Here is a 17,441-nt window from a genome sequence, read left to right as displayed (position 1 = left end):
GAATTAAAGTGCCTATTTTAGTGGCTTGGCCTTGTTATTAGTGTGCTTGTCGGAATAAAATAGTTAGTGTTCTAAATATTATAAGTGCTATAAAAATAATAAGCCAATGGCACACCGATACAATAATTAAATCTAATTAAATCTGGTGACAGACAAGGGGAGACAATGTTTCAACGTAAAGTACTGGCTGGCGCCATCGTTGCAGCCAGCATAAGCACGCCATCGATTGCGCAAATCGAAGAAGTGATGGTTACCGCTACCAAGCGTTCTGCCAGCACCCAGGATATCCCGGTGACAGTGACCGCCCTGGGGGAGGAATCCCTTGAGCAAATGGGGGTTGCCAACTTTTCTGACTACCTGATTCAGCTGCCCGGTGTTACCGCCGGTGGTGGTGGCCCAGGCCAAAATACGATCTATATTCGCGGTATCGCCTCTACTACACCCAACCTGACCACGGCGGGTGTAGCGGGTCTATCCCCTAACGTCGCGCTGTATCTGGATGAGCAGCCGCTGTCACAGCCCGGCCGTAACCTGGATGTCTACACCGCTGATATGGCGCGAGTAGAAGTATTAGCTGGCCCACAGGGTACGCTCTATGGTGCCAGTTCTCAGGCCGGTACTATCCGCCTGATTACTAATAAGCCGGACCCTTCCGGTTTTGGCGGTAAATTAAAATTTGGCACCGCCTATACCAAAGGTGGCGAGCCCAGCAATAATGCCGAAGGTGTCGTTAACTTCCCGGTCACTGATAACCTCACCGTTCGCGCGGTAGGCTATGTCGATAACCAGGGCGGTTATATTGATAATGTGGCGGGTACCGTTGATGCTTCGTCCAGTGCACGCTTTAGACCTGAAGGTACTGTTAGAGCCAATGGCGTTCCCGTCAGTGGTTTACGTGCTGGCTTTCAATCTACAGCTGACTTGAGCAATGTTAACTTTCTGAAGGCCGATAACGGTGCTCGCACAGAAGATGATTTTAACGAAGCGACCTATGCCGGTAGCCGCTTTAGCGCCCTGTGGGATATTAATGAAGATTGGAATTTACTCGTCGGTGCAGCGCAGCAGACTCTGGATGCAGAAGGCGTATTCTTTGTTGACCCTGATCTTGATGATTATGAAATCCAGCGCTATGAAAGAGATAGCATGGAAGATTCTTTCGAGAACTTTAGCTGGACCTTGCAGGGCCGGATTGCGGAACTGGAAGCGGTTTATACCGGTGCCTTTACCGACCGTGATACCGACCAGTTTGTCGATTACACCGACTACTTATTTGTTGGCCAGTATATCCCTTATTATATTTGTGATTACTCGGTCTCTTACCCTGGTGGTGCAGATCCGTCGGGCACCTGTCAGGCACCTAATCTGTTTGTAAAAAGTGAAACAGAAACCGAAGTGCAAACCCACGAGATTCGTTTCTCTACCGACTCAAGTGCACGACTGCGCGCTACCTTTGGTGCCTTCTACAGTGACCTTGAGCTAAGGGAAGTTAACTCCTTTACTTACCCCGGTTCTAACAGTGCTATTGCCGCTGATGGTGTTTCCGTAGGCTTTGGCCCTAATTTTTCCGCGCAGGGAGCGTCGACCAAATATAAAGGCCAGTGGCCAGAAGGTGTGGTGTTCCGCAATGATGTACTGCGTACCGATGAGCAGTTGGCCGCATTTGGTGAGTTAAGCTTTGATATCTCCGATCAGTTTTCTACCACCATTGGTGCGCGCTGGTACGATGTTGAAGTCGACCTTAAAGGTAGTGCCGCCGGTTCCTTCGGTAACTTTGGTGCCACCGTTGATAATAATGCGGGTAATAACCTGGATGAGCTATTTACCGATACCGCAAATGATGAAGGCGTGATTGGCAAGGTTAGCTTTACCTGGACCCCAAGCGATGACCTGTTGTTCTACGTGCTGTGGTCTGAAGGTTTCCGCCCGGGCTTGCTTAACCGTCCCGGGGGTGCCAGCAATGGTGCCGGTTATACCGTACCGTTTACCATTGAAACCGATGAAGTTACCAACTATGAGTTTGGTTGGAAAACTGACCTGTTAGACGGCTCGCTGCGCTTTAACGGTAGCATCTTTATGGTTGAAATTGAGCGTATGCAAACGGGTATCTTTGATCCCAGTATTGCCAACCTGTTCTTCACGGAAAATGCCGCGGATGCAGAAGTGGTCGGTATGGAAGGTGACGTTACCTGGCAGCCGCAATCCATTGAAGGTCTTATCGTCAGTGGTGGCTTCTCGATTCTGGATACCGAAATTACCGATGTGTTAATTCCTACCGGTGATGTGAATAAAGGGGATGAACTGGCTTTTGCCCCTGAATTACAGGCTAACCTCCAGGCTCGTTATGAGTGGACTCTGGCTAATGGCAATACGGCACATGTGATGCCGCATCTGTCTTACTCCGATGAGTCTTATACCGATATTATCACCATCAACCGCATGCAGTTAGATAGCTGGGTGATGGTAGGTGTGACTGCCGGTGTTTCTAACGACCAATGGACCGCGGAGTTATATATCGATAACCTGACCGACGAGCAGGCTGAAGTGTCTGGCAACTTCAACTATGACCGCGAACGTATTACCGTCTCGCGGCCTATGACCGGTGGTGTCAGGTTCTCTTATAACTTCTAATCCGTTTACCGTTTACGGTAAACTACATTAGTGCTAACTAAAACGCTCCGCATGGGGCGTTTTTCATTTCAGAGAGAGCAGCGTGACAGAGCAAGAAAAAACAAGCCCGCCAGCATCAATTGATGGGGCGGCCATCCAGCAGTTAATGGCGAGTCAGCAATTTGATCAGGCGCTGGCCCAGCTATTAGCGCATCTTGACAAGCAGCCAAAGGATATTGATGCCTTATATATGGCGGCGGTGTGTTATCGCTATCAAAAACACTATGAGCAGGCGGCAGCGACATTAAGCCAGCTGATTCAGCTTGCCCCTGACCATGGCCGTGCCCATCAGGAGCAGGGGCACTTGCTTATGGCCCGGCAGCAGCCAGAGCAAGCGGTGCAGGCCTTTGTGCGAGCCTGCAAAAATAACCCGGCACTGATTGCCAGTTGGCAGGCGCAGGTTGATCTTTTTACGGCTTTGGGCAAGCCTCAAGCCGCGTCTCAGGCTCAGGCGGAATTGGCGCAGTTGCAAGCCAGTCCCAAGCATTTGATTGCCGCAAAAGATTTGTTAGCCCAGGGGAAAATTCTTAAAGCTGAAAACCTTTGCCGCAAATTTTTACAGTCTGCGCCCCGTCATGTTGAGGCTATGCGCCTGTTAGCGGATATCGGTCAGCGTTTAGGGGCGATGGATGAAGCAGAATTTTTATTGGAAAGCGCTGTGCTATTCGAGCCGGCCAATGCCAAAGTTCGCACTGATTATATTCAGGTGCTAAGAAAACGACAGCGTTTTGGCAAGGCTCTGGAAGAAGCCAGTACCTTATTACAGCAAGCCCCTGAAAACCCCCAGTTCCAATCGATCTACGCGATCGAATTAATGCAAACCGGTGACTATGATCAGGCGCTGACCTATTTTGATCGCGTCTTGGCCAAGCTACCCAATGACCCCATTACCCTGACCTCAAAAGGGCATGCCTTAAAAACCATGGGACGCTATCAGCAGGCGGTTGATGCTTATAACACGGCTATTACTACCCGGCCCCAGCATGGTGAAGCCTATTACTCTTTAGCCAATTTAAAAACTTATCAATTTACTGAGCAAGAAATCAGCCGGATGCTGGCGCAAGAAGGGAATCCAGAGCACTCTCTGATGGAACGGGCTTATTTATATTTTGCCTTGGGCAAAGCCTATGAAGACAATAAAGACTACCGTCAATCTTTTAAGTACTACCAATTGGGTAACGAGTTAAAGCGCAATAGTAGTGGTTACGATGCTGATAAAATGACTGAAGAATTAATGGCTCAGCGCGATGTTTGTAGCACGGATTTTTTTGCTGCCCATCAAGGGCAGGGCCATAATGCAGCAGACCCGATCTTTATTTTGGGTTTGCCCCGGTCCGGTTCCACCATGTTAGAACAAATACTTTCTTCCCATAGCCAAGTGGATGGCACGCTTGAACTACCCAATATTTTGGCGATGGCGCAAAAACTTCGTCGTCAGGGTAAGGGGGACGATAGCAAACCCTATCCGCAGATACTGGAAGACCTAACCGCGGATGAGCTGCACAGCATGGGCGAACAGTTTATTAAAGATACTGCGATTCACCGCAAAGGCGCACCGTTTTTTATCGATAAAATGCCGAATAACTTTCGCCATATTGGCCTAATCAAACTGATATTACCCAATGCCAAAATTATCGATACTCGCCGCCACCCCATGGCCTGTTGCTTTAGTAACTATAAGCAGCTATTTGCTGAGGGGCAGGAGTTTAGCTATAGCCTTGAGGATATGGCGCAATACTATAAAGACTATGTCGCTTTGATGGCGCATTGGGACCAGGTCTTGCCGGGGCAAGTATTACGTATGCAATATGAAGAGGTAGTGGAGGATTTGGAAGGGCAGGTTAGGCGTTTGCTGGATTTTTGCGGCCTGCCTTTTGAAGCGGCCTGTTTATCCTTTCACGAAACCAAACGTTCCGTTAGAACAGCCAGTTCAGAACAGGTCAGGCAGCCTGTGTATCGAAGTGGGCTTGAGCAGTGGCAGCACTTTTCTGCCGATCTTGAGCCGCTGAGTAATAAGCTGGCTGAGGCATTGGCTGATTACCCTTCGGGCTAAGACTTCGACGCCTTATTTTACCGGCGGCCGGTAACCTACTTTTAGGCGAACGGTAAGAGCGATTACCAGAATGATAGCGTTAATCATACCCACCACAATAAAAGGTGCGCCGGGGCGCCAAGCGTCATAGACATAACCACCCACCAGAGAAATACATAAAATACCAAACGAGCCACAGAAGTTAAATAAACCTACCACCGAGCCGCGAATTTCTTTAGGTGCTTCTTGCCCTACCAGAGTAATGCCTGCAAGGATGGCGCTAAATTCACCAATACCTAACATAATGGCTGCGGGGATAAAGGCAGCGACAATCGGGCTGGGGGAAAAGCCTACCCATAAATAACCAATCGTTGCCAAAAACATGGCGATCACAACCGCCGTTAGTCGATCCACCCTGTCCAGAATAATTCCCCAGATCGGTGCCCAGACCAAACTGGTTAACTGAATAATAATCAGAAAACTACCGGCGGTTTTAATCGCGGTTTCCAAATCCATACCCTGTGCTAAACCCGCCTGATTAGCCCAAAGACTAAAGAATACTGAGACGACCATCAGATCACCGCGGGCGATAAACGCTTCGATACAGGCGACGGCAATACGGGGATTTTTACGGGCTTCCTGTAAGCCTTCTTTTAATAACTGGCGAATATCTTCTTTATCTTTTTTACCATCAGAGGGCTTAAGTGTTGAGAGCCCCCGGAACACAATGATTGTGGTAACGACACAGAGGCAGGCTGCTATAGCATATGTAAAACGACCAGACATTAACGTGGAGTAGCCCATGGATTTAAACAGTGCGGGTAGTTGCGACATACCAATCACCAGTGTCACCGCACCGAGACCATTGGCAATACCCGACATCGCTACCATAAAGCCACGCGAGCGCTCCTGCGGATAATCGGCCAGTACAGTTGCCATCATACTGGTTACCGCCGCCGCACCGACGGCAAAAAACATACGTCCCATCACCAATTGGGTCATGGTTTCAGCCAGAGGAAAAATAACCAGTGAGACACCAACCCATAAAAAACCCAGACAATAAATTGGGCGGCGGCCAATTTTATCGGCCAGTGCGCCAAAGGGAGCGATTAATAACAGCATGACCAGTTCATAGGTAAAGGCCAGAATACTGGTGGAAGCGCCTTGCTCATCAGCGGGGATATTGAGATTTTCTGTCAGCACATAGGGCTGCATAAAACTCATAAAGCTAATAATACCCACGGTAAAAAATGACGCATAGAAGAACGTAAGGGCATTGCGCTTGGTAATGCCGTTATTCAGTGTGATGGGGCCAATGCGAACGCCGTCAGTCATAATTTTCATTCTTCTTTGTGGGTTAAAAAATTGCCGCCGTAGGGTGGATTATAATCCACCATTGTTAAACTATCGTGGATAGGTTTGGTGGATTGTAATCCACCCTACGGCGGGCGTGACGATATTTTTACGCTATGTTTACTTCTTAGGCATCGGTGCCGGTTGGCGGTCTCTTAAGAAATTGGTAAAAGAAGACTCATTCGGCTTGCCCCAGCTGGATGCCAGTGGTGCGACCAGATTTTCAGGATCTTCTTTTTCAATTTTATCACGCAACTGTTTGGGAATATCATCAATGCCATTACGCAGCTTAAGCGAGTGAGTTCTGAATACGATCTCTCCAGGAATCTCACCCATTAACATCCATGGGAACCAGGTAGAAACCCTTGACCATGAACCCATATTAGGGATGCTATCCAGCTTTGGATTGAGTAAATCAGCCGTATCAAACTGGCGCATAAACATCTCAGAGATTTTAGTTGTCGGTCCCGGGTATTCCCGTGGCCATTTTGCCTGATCTAAAATAGTAGGCAGTTCCATATGTAATTCAAAATTATTTACGCCCGTAGCGCCCATAAAATCCCATTTGGAAGGAAAGGGGACTTTAATCATATGGCCATCAAATTCCATTTCATTAATGGCTGCCAGTTTGGCATTCACCTGCATATTTTTAATATGATAGATTTCAATAGTGTCATCAATCAGCGGGTTGTGCCAGCTATCAATATATTTTCCGGTACGGATATCCGAGTAATAACCAATCTCACGGTGAAAAGCCTTAACTTCGCCATTGGGCTGAGTTTCAAGGCGGCTTACACCGACACCTTCAATTCCCAACAGAGGAATCATTTTTTTGCCATCGATCGAAGCAAATAAATGACCACCGTAGTATCCATAGGTTTCCACTTCAGGGTTCGTGCTGCCCATTAAGCGGGAAAACTGAGTAAGATTGGTTTGTGGGTCATTAAGGTTGATAGGGAAATCCGCTGGTAGGCGCGAATCGTTAAACCCTTTAAGTGTCATCATAGTGTTTTACCTGGCTATAAAAAATTAACTGTCGTAGGGTGGATTACAATCCACCTTTGCGTGGCAGTTTGGTGGATTATAATCCACCCTACTTGGCGGAAATATCGGCGGCTATGCTAAATTGGGCTGGCATTGCGGCACTGGCAAAAGGCAGCGCTGAGAGTCTGTCCAATTCAAGTTGGTTTGGGTGGGCTGCTGTGTTATTGGCGTTTGTGTTAAGAGCTAGGCCGCTGCCCACTACCGCAGTGGTGGTAGCGGAATAACTTAAAAAATCCCGGCGAGTTGTTTTCATAATAGTTTCCATTGTAGGTTAATGCTTCTTGCCATAGGTACTGCCTTCAGCAGTCCATTTTTTTAACAGGTTAATAACACGTTTACGGCGTTCAGGGTCGTCAATAAAAATCGGGCCGTGGAACATGCGGTTACCGGGTAAATATTTCTGTGGGTCAGTAATAAACTCATCAATGGTTTGTTCCGTCCAGTAGAGCTTATCCTCACCGGCTTGCAGGAAAACATCGGAGTAATAAAAACCGGGCACAGTTGCTGCGCGGCGGCCAAAGATTTTATACAGGCTTGGGCCGGGTTCATCCGGGTGGCCCGGTTGCATAACATGGCAGTAGCGGCACCAGCGGAATTCTTCCAGCAGCACATCTCGTTCCAGCTCATCTTCTGGCATGATTGGCGATAATGTGACATCAATATATTCTGTCTCTACCTGACGATCCGACTTAATCGGCACTACACCAAACCAGAAATAGGGCACCAGGCAGCAGCCTAGTAGTATCAGGCTGAAAAAGGCGACATGCAGTGTCTTGGCATTTTTTGAGTAATTTAAATGTTCCATGATATTCCCCCTAGGCCATTGAACCGGGAAGCCAACGGCGGAATCCCACTTTGTAACGCAGACTGTGATACAGATTGATCAGTACAAAACTCAGCATCATACAGTTATTAAAAAACAGAAAGGCACTATGGAAATAACCGGCAAAGCTAACGGTGGTGCCACCGATAATGGGCAGAGTAAACAAACCCAGAAAGCTCACTTCATAAGACATTGCCCAGCTATTCATAAAGCCGGTAATGGCCAGCCCTAAAATATCGATATAGAAAAACAGCACCAGGATTCTGGATAAACCAAACTCATTGTCTGGCATACCCTTGGGGGCTTTGGGAAAAGGGTTTTTGCACCACCAGATTAAGCGCAAGACAATCAGTATAGCGGTGACCACGCCACAGCTCATATGCAGCAGGCGGCGGTAATCGCGTACCGGGTCACTAACGTCCAGAGTAGGCCAGGACACAGATACTATAAATGTGGTGGTAAAACTGATTAGCACCAGCCACGACAGTACCACTGTGGTAGCGCTGTAACCGGCTGCATGATCTTTAGCTAACATCGAGTTTGCCTCTTGTTATATAAAAGTTTAAATCGTTGAAATAACGGTTTTTGTTTCTAAGTAATTCTCTACCGCCTGTACACCGCGGTCACGGCCAAAGCCGGATTGCTTATAGCCGCCGATGGGTAAGCTGGCATCAAAGATTAAATGGCTATTGATCCAGACGGTACCGGATTTAATCTGTTTAGAGAGTTTAATAGCGCTGGAGTGGCTTTCAGTCCAAACACTGGCGCCCAAACCATAAATAGAATCATTGGCCAGTTTGATCACTTCATCAATATCATCAAAGGGCATACAGCTTAGTACCGGGCCAAAAATTTCTTCCTGTACACAGCTCATATCATGATTGGTGTTGACCATTACAGTTGGTGGTACATAACAGCCACTGTCTGAACCGATTTTTTGCCCGCCGATATCAGCTTCGGCGCCATCCTCAAGTCCGGATTGCACATAAGACATAATACGATTTGCCTGAGTCGGGCTAACCATAGGACCAATAGCTGTTTCCGGATTCAGGCCGTTACCTATTGTCATAGAGCCCAATACATTGCTGATACCTTCAACCAATTGATCAAAAATATTTTTATGGGCATAGAGCCGCGAACCGGCTAAACAAATCTGCCCGTTATTCCAGCTGATGGCATTGGCAGCACCGGCGATGGCCTGTTCGATATTGCAGTCTTCCAGAAAAATCATTGGCGACTTTCCGCCCAATTCAAGACTGACTTTCTTTAGATTACTTTTGGCGCCATCCATTATCGCGCGACCCGTATTGGTTGAACCTGTGAAGGCCACTTTATCGATATCCGGGTGAGCGGCGATAGCGGCTCCGGCAGTATGGCCATAACCGGTAACGATATTGACGGCACCAGGTGGAAAACCTGCTTCTTTAATCAGTTCAGCCAGACGAATCGTTGTCAGTGAGGTGAGTTCGGCAGGTTTTAACACTACGCTACAACCTGCTGCCAAAGCGGGAGCTAATTTAAATGCCGCCATAATAAGTGGCGAATTCCAGGGCACAATGGCACCAACAACACCAACGGGTTCTTTGCTGGTATAAGAAAACACTTCTTTGCCTTCAGGCAGCCAGTCAATCGATGTGGTAAAAGTTTCACCTTCGATCTTGGTACACATGCCAGCATAAAAACGAAAGTCTTCCGAGATAATAGGCACTTCAGCCTGGCTAACATAGATGGGCTTGCCCTGATCAATGGTTTCCAGTTCTGCCAACTCTTGCCTATGTTTATCCACCAGATCAGCCAGCTTCCATAGTACGGCTTCTCTTTGGCGTGGTGTAAATCGTGACCATTCACCTTCTTCCAGCGCATGGCGCGCTGCTTTTACCGCGCGGTCAACATCGTCACTGTCACCGGCTGCAATTTTCCCCAGCAATTCACCGGTAGCAGGATTGAATGTTTCAATCTGTTCACCACTGGCAGCATCAACCCACTCATTATTAATAAACATCCTATGCTGCTGACGATCCAGAAATGCCTGTGCATCGGGGTCGCTGGGCTTTAAATACTCGGTTTCTATGTTCATTATATTTACCGTTATCAGGCAATAGCCGCTTGGGTTTCGTCAACAATTTCACGCAGTGAAGGCATCACTTCATTAGCAAATAACTGCATGCTTTTTTGGGTTAACTCTGCGGGCAGGGTGCCGAATTGCAGCATACTTAATAAGTGCTCAAAACGTAAATCCTTCCAGGCATCCGCTAATTGATCGCGCACTGTTTCCGGGCTGCCGCAGAAAAACATACCCATATCACAGGCTAGCTCCAAAGTAATATCACCGGCAATCTGTGCTTTGGATTTGGCAATATTTTTCATTGATGACAGCGAGGTATATCCCGGTGGTAATAGCATTTCAATCGGCATTTTCAGGAAGCGGTTACGGAAATTTTCAAAATGTTGTTTGGCTTCTCTGCGGGCCTGTTCGTCGGTTTCCGCGACATAAATCGGTACGGCCCAGCCCAGTTGATCATTGCTGGCTTCATAGCCATAGCTTTCACAGGTGTCACGATATTGTTGCAGATATTTATACACCGACTTAATCGGGCTAAAGGTTTGCAGATAGGTGTACTTACGGTCCGGGTGCGCCGCCCATTCAATGGTTTCTGCGGAACCCTGTGAAGGAATCCAAACCCGTGGGTGTGGCTGCTGATAAGGGCGAGGCCAGACATTTACATACTCATGTCGATAGTGTTTGCCAATCCAGCGAAACGGTTCGGTCTCAGTCCAGGCTTTGATAATTAAATCGTGTGCTTCGTGGAAACGCTCATGACTGAAGGTGGGGTTGGTGCCCCAAGTGTGATATTCCGCACCAATACCGCGGACAAACCCGGTAATTAATCGACCCTTGGAAATGGTATCAATCATGGCGTGTTCTTCTGCCAGTGTCAGGGGGTGATCCCGTAATGGAATAGCGCTACCTAGAATCGCGATATTGACCTGTTCGGTTCTGGCTGCCAAATAAGAGGCAGTCACAATGGGTGAGGGCATCATGCCATAGGCGGTTGAATGGTGTTCGTTTACAGCAATGCCGTCAAAACCAAGGGATTCGCCCTGAATTAATTCGTTCAGATAACGCTGGTATAAGGCGTGGCCCGCATCGCGGTCATAGTGTTTATTGGGCAGGCCTACCCATACCGTTTCGTGATCTTTAATGGCGTCAAGGTCGACTGCCCCATAGGGCATTAAATGGAATAGAGTAAATTTCACTGGGCAACCTCGCTTACAAATTGAAGGATTTGCTGATGCAACTCTTCGCGCTTTTCTACATGGGGCAGGTGGCCGCAGTCTTTAATCACGACATACTCCGCATGGGGTAGTTTGGCTTTCAGGTTCTGGCCATAGGCTTCAGGGAATAATTGATCCTGGTCACCCCAGACAATCAAGGTGGGTACCGTAATACGGTGGATCCACTTATCCAGGTCGGGGTTACAAAAGCGCGGTTCCCAGGACAATTTGGCAGTGGTAAAAAAGTTTTTATTCGTCAGTGCTTGCTGCTCTTCACTGACGGGTGCCGCTAATACTTTTTCCTGCAAGTCTTTGTTGAAAATCATATTGCGCACTTTGGCTTCATCACCCCAAAGAAACACATCACCCATGGCAACATCGGCAAGAGATAGACCGGCAGCGTTAGAAAGAATCAGTTGTTTAAAACGGGACTGGTCGCGTACGGCAATTTCCATGGCCATCCAGCCACCGAGGGAAGATCCCAGTACGGTAATTTCCTTTAAATCCAGCGCCTGCAAAAAATCCAGATAGTAATAGGCGGCATCATGAATGCTATCCAGCCACTCGGGATCATCGGACTGACCAAAGCCGGGGTGGTCAGGTATCACCACATCAAATTGCGTGGCAAGGCTTGCCATTAATGGCATGGCGTTGCCCGTGCCACCGGCGCCGTGCAAATACAGCAGGGTTGGCCCTTCGCCACCCCGTTGATAGGAAAAGCTGGCGCCTTTTATGGTAATGCTCTGTTGCTTAAATGACATGGTGATTTCCTATTGTGCTAAATCTGCCCATAACCGGGTATGAAATAATTCTTTTTCGTGAACATCACCTTCTGGGCCGCGAGGATCATGGCAGTCTCGCCGTTCGCAGCCAGGTGATAGTCGTGTCGCCTTGCCGGTACAGGTGCGTGTCGCTTCGCCATTGCTATAAAGCAGGGTGGTGCGTACTCGTTGACCGGGTGCGGTATAAACAATAAAGTCCGGCTCCTGATATAACTTACAGGCTTCATCAATATGGCGGCTGTTATAAATCAAAATGCCGGGGCCGCCAGAGACACCAATATTTTCAAAGGCTCCGGGCCCCAGCTCGTCAAATACCAAAACGCCGTCAATCAGTTCGGCGGCAAAGGTATTGGCATGGGCTTCGCGGCCACGGAAGGTGACATTGGTCTGCTTCATAAAACGACCGTCAAAGTCGATATAAATCAGCTGGTCATAGGGGGCAGGCCCCGCTGCACCACTGCCCGCTGCGGTATCATCATTTAGCGGTGTACCGTCCAGGTTGTAGAGTTCAACATGCTCATGCCAGGTGCCACGGGCCAGCATCATGTTGTAGCCCACGGAGCCCACTGGAAATGTTGGATACGGTTTATTGCTCATCGTATTGACCGCTATCAGGTTGAAAAAAGTGTTTCGCTTTGTTTGGAAATAATATCTTTGGCGGCATAAAGACGACCGGTTTCCGCTGGAAATGCCTGCACAAGCCCCATGGTTAGATCGCGGATACCGCGGGCAATAGGGCTGGTATTCATGGTGTTAGCGGTGCCACAGGCTTTAAGGGCATTGGTACCAACGGCAAAGCAGGCTTCGGAGATAGTGCCTTTGGCTAAGTGCCATTGACGCTCAACCGTAGCCTTAGGGCGGATTTCTATCTCGCTGGACTCCAAATCAATCTGGCGACGCATCCACGAATAGGCGGTTTCCAGTTCTACGGTCATGCGGCCAATTAATTCCTGCTGCATTGGACCTTCACCCACAGGGCGGCCGGTATCAGAAAAGGTTTTTTCGGTGAGGTGACGAATAGCGTAATCATAGAGACCCTGGGTAGCACCTAAATAACAGCAGGTTCCTGCGGGTTGATTGCCAACAAAAGTACCGCGGCTCATTTGCATCGATTTTACAAAAGCGCCGGGTACCCCAAGCGCATCGTCATCGGCGACAAACACATCGTCTAACACCAGGCCATCATTAGCGCAGGCGCGCATACCGATAGCATCCCATTTAACCCGCGGTGAAACGCCTTTGGCATCTCGCTTAACAAAGAAGGTGGCCAGACCTTCGGCGGTGTCATAACCTTCCAGCTTGGCGGTGACCAGATACTCATCTGCCACGCCAACAGCGCAGCCAAAAGATTTAACCCCGTTAATTTTCCAGCCGCCGTCCACTTTGCTGGCGGTGGTGGCAATAGCCAGCATAGCGCTGGCTTTTTTATTGGACTCGCTGGCAAAGTTTGCCAGCCACTTAGCATCACGGCCCATGGCATAGAGTACTTTCTCGGCAAAGGCTTTTACCGTTGCCGCTTCTTCACCTTCAAATAGCCCTGCATCCAGTGCTTTTAATTGCAGTGTGCCTCTTGAAGCGGCACTGCAGTGAAAGAAAAACGCCAGCGCTGTAGAGGGGCAGGCGGTGCCCATGGCAAAGGTGGCGCCAGATAAATCCCTAAGCCCGCCGCCTAAACCGCCATAGGCTTTCGGGACCATCAGGCCCAACAGGCCCGCTTCGCTTAATAATTGAACATGGGATAAAGGAAATTCGCCTTTAATATCAGCTTCTGATGCTTTTTCCCGTAGAGCTGGCAATATGGCATCCACCTTGGCGGCGATGGCTTTTTCCTTGTCGGTCATATGATCGATCAATAGGGCAGCGGTGGGCTCGTTAGAGGTATTGGTAGACATAAGATGCTCTCAGCGTAACGCGAAATTAGGTGGTATTCTGTAACGGTTGAGGCATTTTGGTATACCAAAGTAAAAAATACAATGGTTTTGTTGGTTAAATTCGTTAGATTGTGTAAATATTGTATACCAAAGTGGAGTGTGACAATAATGGCAGATACAATTTCAGACCAGGCTTATGCGGGGATTCGAGAGAGAATTGTCTCCGGTGAACTGGCACCGGGTACCTTTCTGGTAGAGCAGGAGCTGGCATCTACGCTGGGGGTCAGCCGCACACCGGTGAAAAGCGCCCTGCGCCGACTGGAGGTGGAGGGGCTGGTTGAGTCCGAGGGTTATAAGCGGGCCAGAGTAAAACAGTTTAATGAAGAAGAAACCCAGGAAATCCTGGAAATCCGGGCGCTACTGGAAAGCTATGCCAGTAAACGGGCAGCCCGGCATATTAATGATCAGCAGATACAGCGGCTTGAGGAGCTGGCAACCGCGATGGAAGCGATTGCCGAGATACCTCGAACCGAGCCGGAGAATTTAAAAGCATTCTCTCAGCTAAATGATGAGTTCCACCGGATTATTTTGCAGGCCTCGGGCAGTGCCCATCTGCAAAACCTGATGAAGCCGATTTTCCAGATGCATATATTGCTAATGGGCCGCTTCCAGCACCGGATTGAAAATAATTTAAAACGCAGTTGCTGGCACCACCGTGAAATTATCGCGGCGCTGGCCGACCACAATGAAGAATGGGCGATGATGCAAATGCAAACCCATTTATTTGCCGCAGGCTCCTGGAAGCCTGAAGACGATACAGCGGAGAGCAATGAAGACTGAATTACAAAATGCCATCAATCACTATCAAAGCCTGATTGACGATCAGGCCTATGACCAGGCCTGCGAGTATTTTCGTGAGCAGATTGAGGCGCCTACCTTATTGGGTATTGGCCAACCCTGCTTACGCCGTACCGGTTTGCTTGAGTGTTTATTTCCCGATGGCTGCGATAACGTGCCCCTTTGGAAAAAACTGAGAACCGTATTTTTGCACTACAGGCACTCTCCCATAGCTATAACATGATAGGCGGCTATCCCGGTAAAGCAGTACCGCTGTATAAGCTGCATGTTGAACAGTGTGAAGCGGTAGATGACCGTGAAAAAATGGCCGAAGGGCTGGCCAACTTTGGCAAAGGCTTACGCCAGTCTGGTAATTTCCGCGAAGCGGAAGCTATGGGGATGCGAGGGCTGGTGATGCAGCGTGAGGTGGGTAACCGCCTTAAAGAAGCGATTAATTTATATTGGGTTGGTATGGGTTTGGCGCACCGGGGTGTCGATGATGGCCGCCCTGAAATCGCTATGAACCGGGCTATTCGTATTTGTGAGTCCCTATTGGCCGATCGCTCCATTGCTATTGTCAATAGTTTTTTAGCGCAACATTATTTGTGGCTGGGCCAACCAGAGTCGGCCCTTGAGTATGCAGAAAAAGCCTGGGACTCCGCCGTGGCGCTGGAAAAATCCAATCACCATAATCTGAATGAAGTGGTTATGGTGCTCTGCGCCTCCGCCCGGATGTGTGCTGAAGTCGCTATGCATGCGGGTAATTATGAGTTGGCCGAGAGCAAATTAAATTTTGTGATGCAGCGCTGCAAAGATATCGATTTTGTTGAAGAAATATTACCCGCCTTACGAGTGTGGGCAGAGTTGGAACGCAAGCGTGGCGATACAGAAAGTGCCCGTATTTATTTGCGCCAAACCTGGAGCCTTGCAGAGCGGGGGCCATTTCCGCTTTATAATAGTGATTCTTATAATACTCTCGCCCGTATTGAATTAGGTGAGGGTAATAGAGAGGCAGCTATAGAAGCTGCCAATACCGCTTACCGTTTAGCCTGGTGTGATGGCCCTCCCTATGCCTATCAGCGCGGACTTGATGAAGCTCTCGAAGTACTTAATGCATTAGACCAGGCCCCGCCTGATCTTCCTGCCTACGATAACAGCCGTTATTCACCGATAGCGGATGTAGCATTAAACCCGCAAGACGAATTCTTTAGTTAACCAGAAGAGTGATTTTATGCCTGAAGTACTAGATGCCCCCAGTATGGCTGCAGCGACCGAACAGTTTATTAGCGGCGAGCACCAGCTCTTTATTAATAATATGTGGGTCGATGCCAGTTCGAATGAAATGCTTAACGTGATCAACCCGGCCAGTGGTGAAACGATTGCCACCGTATCTGCTGCTAGTGCTGAGGATATTGATGCCGCTGTTAATGCGGCAAGACAGGCTTTTGACCATGGCCCTTGGCGAACGATGGGAGCAACAGCCAGAGCTGAACTGCTATTAAAGCTGGCCGATTTAGTGGCAGCACAGGGCCAAACCTTTGCTGAAACAGAAGTGTTATGCACCGGTATGCCTATGGCTACCGCCGCTGCAATGGCTCCGATTGTGGCAAGAGATTGGCTGCGTTATTACGCGGGTTGGGCAACAAAAATTTCAGGAGAAACGCTGGCGCAAGATCCCTTGCCTTTTCCCGGCGCTGCTACCGAAAGTTTTTTAATGACGCGCAAAGAGCCGGTGGGTGTTGCTGCGCAAATAGTGCCGTGGAACTTTCCGCTGGGTATGACCATTATGAAACTGGGCCCAGCCCTCGCTGCGGGTTGTACCGTCGTATTAAAACCTGATGAGCATACCCCGTTAAGTGCTTTACTTTTGGCGAGGTTAACTAAAGAGGCCGGTTTCCCGGATGGGGTGATTAATATTGTGCCCGGCTATGGTCATGTGGCTGGCGCAGCCCTGGCGGAACATCCGCTGGTGGATAAAATTTCTTTTACCGGTTCGACCGAGGTAGGCAGAAAAATTGTTGATGCCTGTAAAGGCAATCTAAAAAAAGTTACCCTGGAATTAGGCGGTAAATCCCCGTTTATAGTTATGCCCGATGCGGATTTAACTAAGGCCATCCCCATGGCAGTGATGCAGGGCTATTTTTTACAGGGCCAAAACTGTGTTTGTCCCTCCCGTATGCTGGTACACCATAGTATTTACGATCAGTTTATTGAAGGTGTAAAAGCCGGGGCCGAAAGCTTAATGATTGGCCCGGGGCTTAACCCTGAAACCACATTGGGACCATTGGTTTCTGCACGTCAGTTATCCCGAGTGCAAAGCTATGTCGATGCCGGCAAGGCGGAGGGCGCTGAATTAATAAGCGGTGGTGCGGCCCTGGATCGCCCCGGCCATTTTATGCCCCCTACGTTATTTGCTGGCTGTAATCGAGAGATGAAAATTGTCCGCGAAGAAATTTTTGGGCCGGTATTAACCGTAACTAAATTGGCAACGGATGATATTGCTGAAGTTATCGACTATGCCAATGATACGGTTTATGGGCTAAACGGCAGTGTCTGGACTGAAAATATCGGTACTGCGATGCGTATTTCCTCCGGTGTCCGTTCGGGTATTGTGGGTATTAACGCCCATACTATGTCAGATATTCATGGCGGCCTTGGTGGTTATAAACAGTCGGGCTGGGGCAGGGAAATGGGTTCTGAATCTCTGGATGCCTACCTCGAAACCAAAACAGTGATTATGCATTACTAATTTAACA

Annotated in this window: 16 protein-coding genes; 6 read left to right on the top strand and 10 right to left on the bottom strand. The window is 48.7% G+C overall.

Annotation, left to right across the window (positions count from 1 at the left end; genetic code table 11):
• Window positions 1-165 precede the first annotated feature (165 nt).
• Both BST96_RS02885 and BST96_RS02880 read left to right on the top strand, forming a co-directional pair.
• Window positions 166-2,628, top strand: coding sequence for a TonB-dependent receptor (locus BST96_RS02885; RefSeq protein WP_085757241.1), 2,463 nt, complete (start codon window positions 166-168; stop codon window positions 2,626-2,628).
• An 82-nt stretch (window positions 2,629-2,710) separates the two neighbouring features.
• On the top strand, window positions 2,711-4,720 hold the full coding sequence (locus tag BST96_RS02880) for a tetratricopeptide repeat-containing sulfotransferase family protein (protein ID WP_240554883.1): 2,010 nt from the start codon (window positions 2,711-2,713) through the stop codon (window positions 4,718-4,720).
• Window positions 4,721-4,732: 12 nt separating this feature from the next.
• Here BST96_RS02880 and BST96_RS02875 read toward each other — a convergent pair whose 3' ends face one another.
• From BST96_RS02875 to BST96_RS02830, 10 genes are all read right to left on the bottom strand, one after another.
• On the bottom strand, window positions 4,733-6,034 hold the full coding sequence (locus BST96_RS02875; RefSeq protein WP_169713884.1) for an MFS transporter: 1,302 nt from the start codon (window positions 6,032-6,034) through the stop codon (window positions 4,733-4,735).
• 138 nt (window positions 6,035-6,172) lie between these two features.
• Window positions 6,173-7,057 (bottom strand): DUF1838 family protein, encoded by an 885-nt coding sequence (locus BST96_RS02870; RefSeq protein WP_085757239.1) that lies wholly within the window; start codon window positions 7,055-7,057, stop codon window positions 6,173-6,175.
• A gap of 88 nt (window positions 7,058-7,145) precedes the next feature.
• Window positions 7,146-7,349, bottom strand: coding sequence for a ubiquinol-cytochrome c reductase iron-sulfur subunit N-terminal domain-containing protein (locus BST96_RS02865; RefSeq protein WP_169713883.1), 204 nt, complete (start codon window positions 7,347-7,349; stop codon window positions 7,146-7,148).
• A gap of 18 nt (window positions 7,350-7,367) precedes the next feature.
• Complete coding sequence (locus tag BST96_RS02860) at window positions 7,368-7,901, bottom strand: c-type cytochrome (protein WP_085757237.1); 534 nt, start codon at window positions 7,899-7,901, stop codon at window positions 7,368-7,370.
• 10 nt (window positions 7,902-7,911) lie between these two features.
• Window positions 7,912-8,454, bottom strand: a complete 543-nt coding sequence (locus BST96_RS02855) for a cytochrome b (RefSeq protein ID WP_085757236.1) — start codon at window positions 8,452-8,454, stop codon at window positions 7,912-7,914.
• A gap of 27 nt (window positions 8,455-8,481) precedes the next feature.
• Entirely contained in the window at window positions 8,482-9,996 is a 1,515-nt protein-coding gene (locus tag BST96_RS02850) for an aldehyde dehydrogenase family protein (RefSeq protein WP_085757235.1), read from the bottom strand.
• A 14-nt stretch (window positions 9,997-10,010) separates the two neighbouring features.
• The gene (locus BST96_RS02845; RefSeq protein ID WP_157117827.1) at window positions 10,011-11,177 is read right to left on the bottom strand and encodes an LLM class flavin-dependent oxidoreductase; all 1,167 of its coding nucleotides are present in this window, start codon (window positions 11,175-11,177) and stop codon (window positions 10,011-10,013) included.
• A complete protein-coding gene (locus BST96_RS02840; protein ID WP_085757233.1) occupies window positions 11,174-11,956 on the bottom strand; it encodes an alpha/beta fold hydrolase in 783 nt (260 codons plus the stop codon). The genes BST96_RS02845 and BST96_RS02840 overlap by 4 nt, the downstream gene beginning before the upstream one ends.
• Window positions 11,957-11,965: 9 nt before the next feature.
• A complete protein-coding gene (locus BST96_RS02835) occupies window positions 11,966-12,574 on the bottom strand; it encodes a hypothetical protein (RefSeq protein ID WP_157117826.1) in 609 nt (202 codons plus the stop codon).
• A 14-nt stretch (window positions 12,575-12,588) separates the two neighbouring features.
• Window positions 12,589-13,869, bottom strand: coding sequence for an acyl-CoA dehydrogenase family protein (locus tag BST96_RS02830; protein WP_206045390.1), 1,281 nt, complete (start codon window positions 13,867-13,869; stop codon window positions 12,589-12,591).
• A 147-nt stretch (window positions 13,870-14,016) separates the two neighbouring features.
• Here BST96_RS02830 and BST96_RS02825 point away from each other — a divergent pair, with 147 nt between their 5' ends.
• Genes BST96_RS02825 through BST96_RS02810 form a run of 4 tightly spaced genes read left to right on the top strand, consistent with a single transcriptional unit; the run spans window position 14,017 to window position 17,434 of the window.
• Window positions 14,017-14,688, top strand: a complete 672-nt coding sequence (locus tag BST96_RS02825) for a GntR family transcriptional regulator (RefSeq protein WP_169713882.1) — start codon at window positions 14,017-14,019, stop codon at window positions 14,686-14,688.
• On the top strand, window positions 14,678-14,929 hold the full coding sequence (locus BST96_RS02820; protein WP_085757231.1) for a hypothetical protein: 252 nt from the start codon (window positions 14,678-14,680) through the stop codon (window positions 14,927-14,929). The genes BST96_RS02825 and BST96_RS02820 overlap by 11 nt, the downstream gene beginning before the upstream one ends.
• A complete protein-coding gene (locus BST96_RS02815) occupies window positions 14,869-15,900 on the top strand; it encodes a tetratricopeptide repeat protein (protein ID WP_169713881.1) in 1,032 nt (343 codons plus the stop codon). Before BST96_RS02820 ends, BST96_RS02815 begins: the two co-directional genes overlap by 61 nt.
• A 16-nt stretch (window positions 15,901-15,916) precedes the next feature.
• Window positions 15,917-17,434: an aldehyde dehydrogenase family protein gene (locus BST96_RS02810; protein ID WP_085757229.1), complete on the top strand. Its 1,518-nt coding sequence runs from the start codon at window positions 15,917-15,919 to the stop codon at window positions 17,432-17,434.
• Window positions 17,435-17,441 lie beyond the last annotated feature (7 nt).

This window comes from Oceanicoccus sagamiensis, from assembly GCF_002117105.1.
GTDB classification, from domain to species: Bacteria; Pseudomonadota; Gammaproteobacteria; order Pseudomonadales; family Dasaniaceae; genus Oceanicoccus; species Oceanicoccus sagamiensis.
The sequence above is the reverse complement of the archived record's forward strand: the minus strand, read 5'-3'. Positions and strand labels throughout refer to the sequence as shown.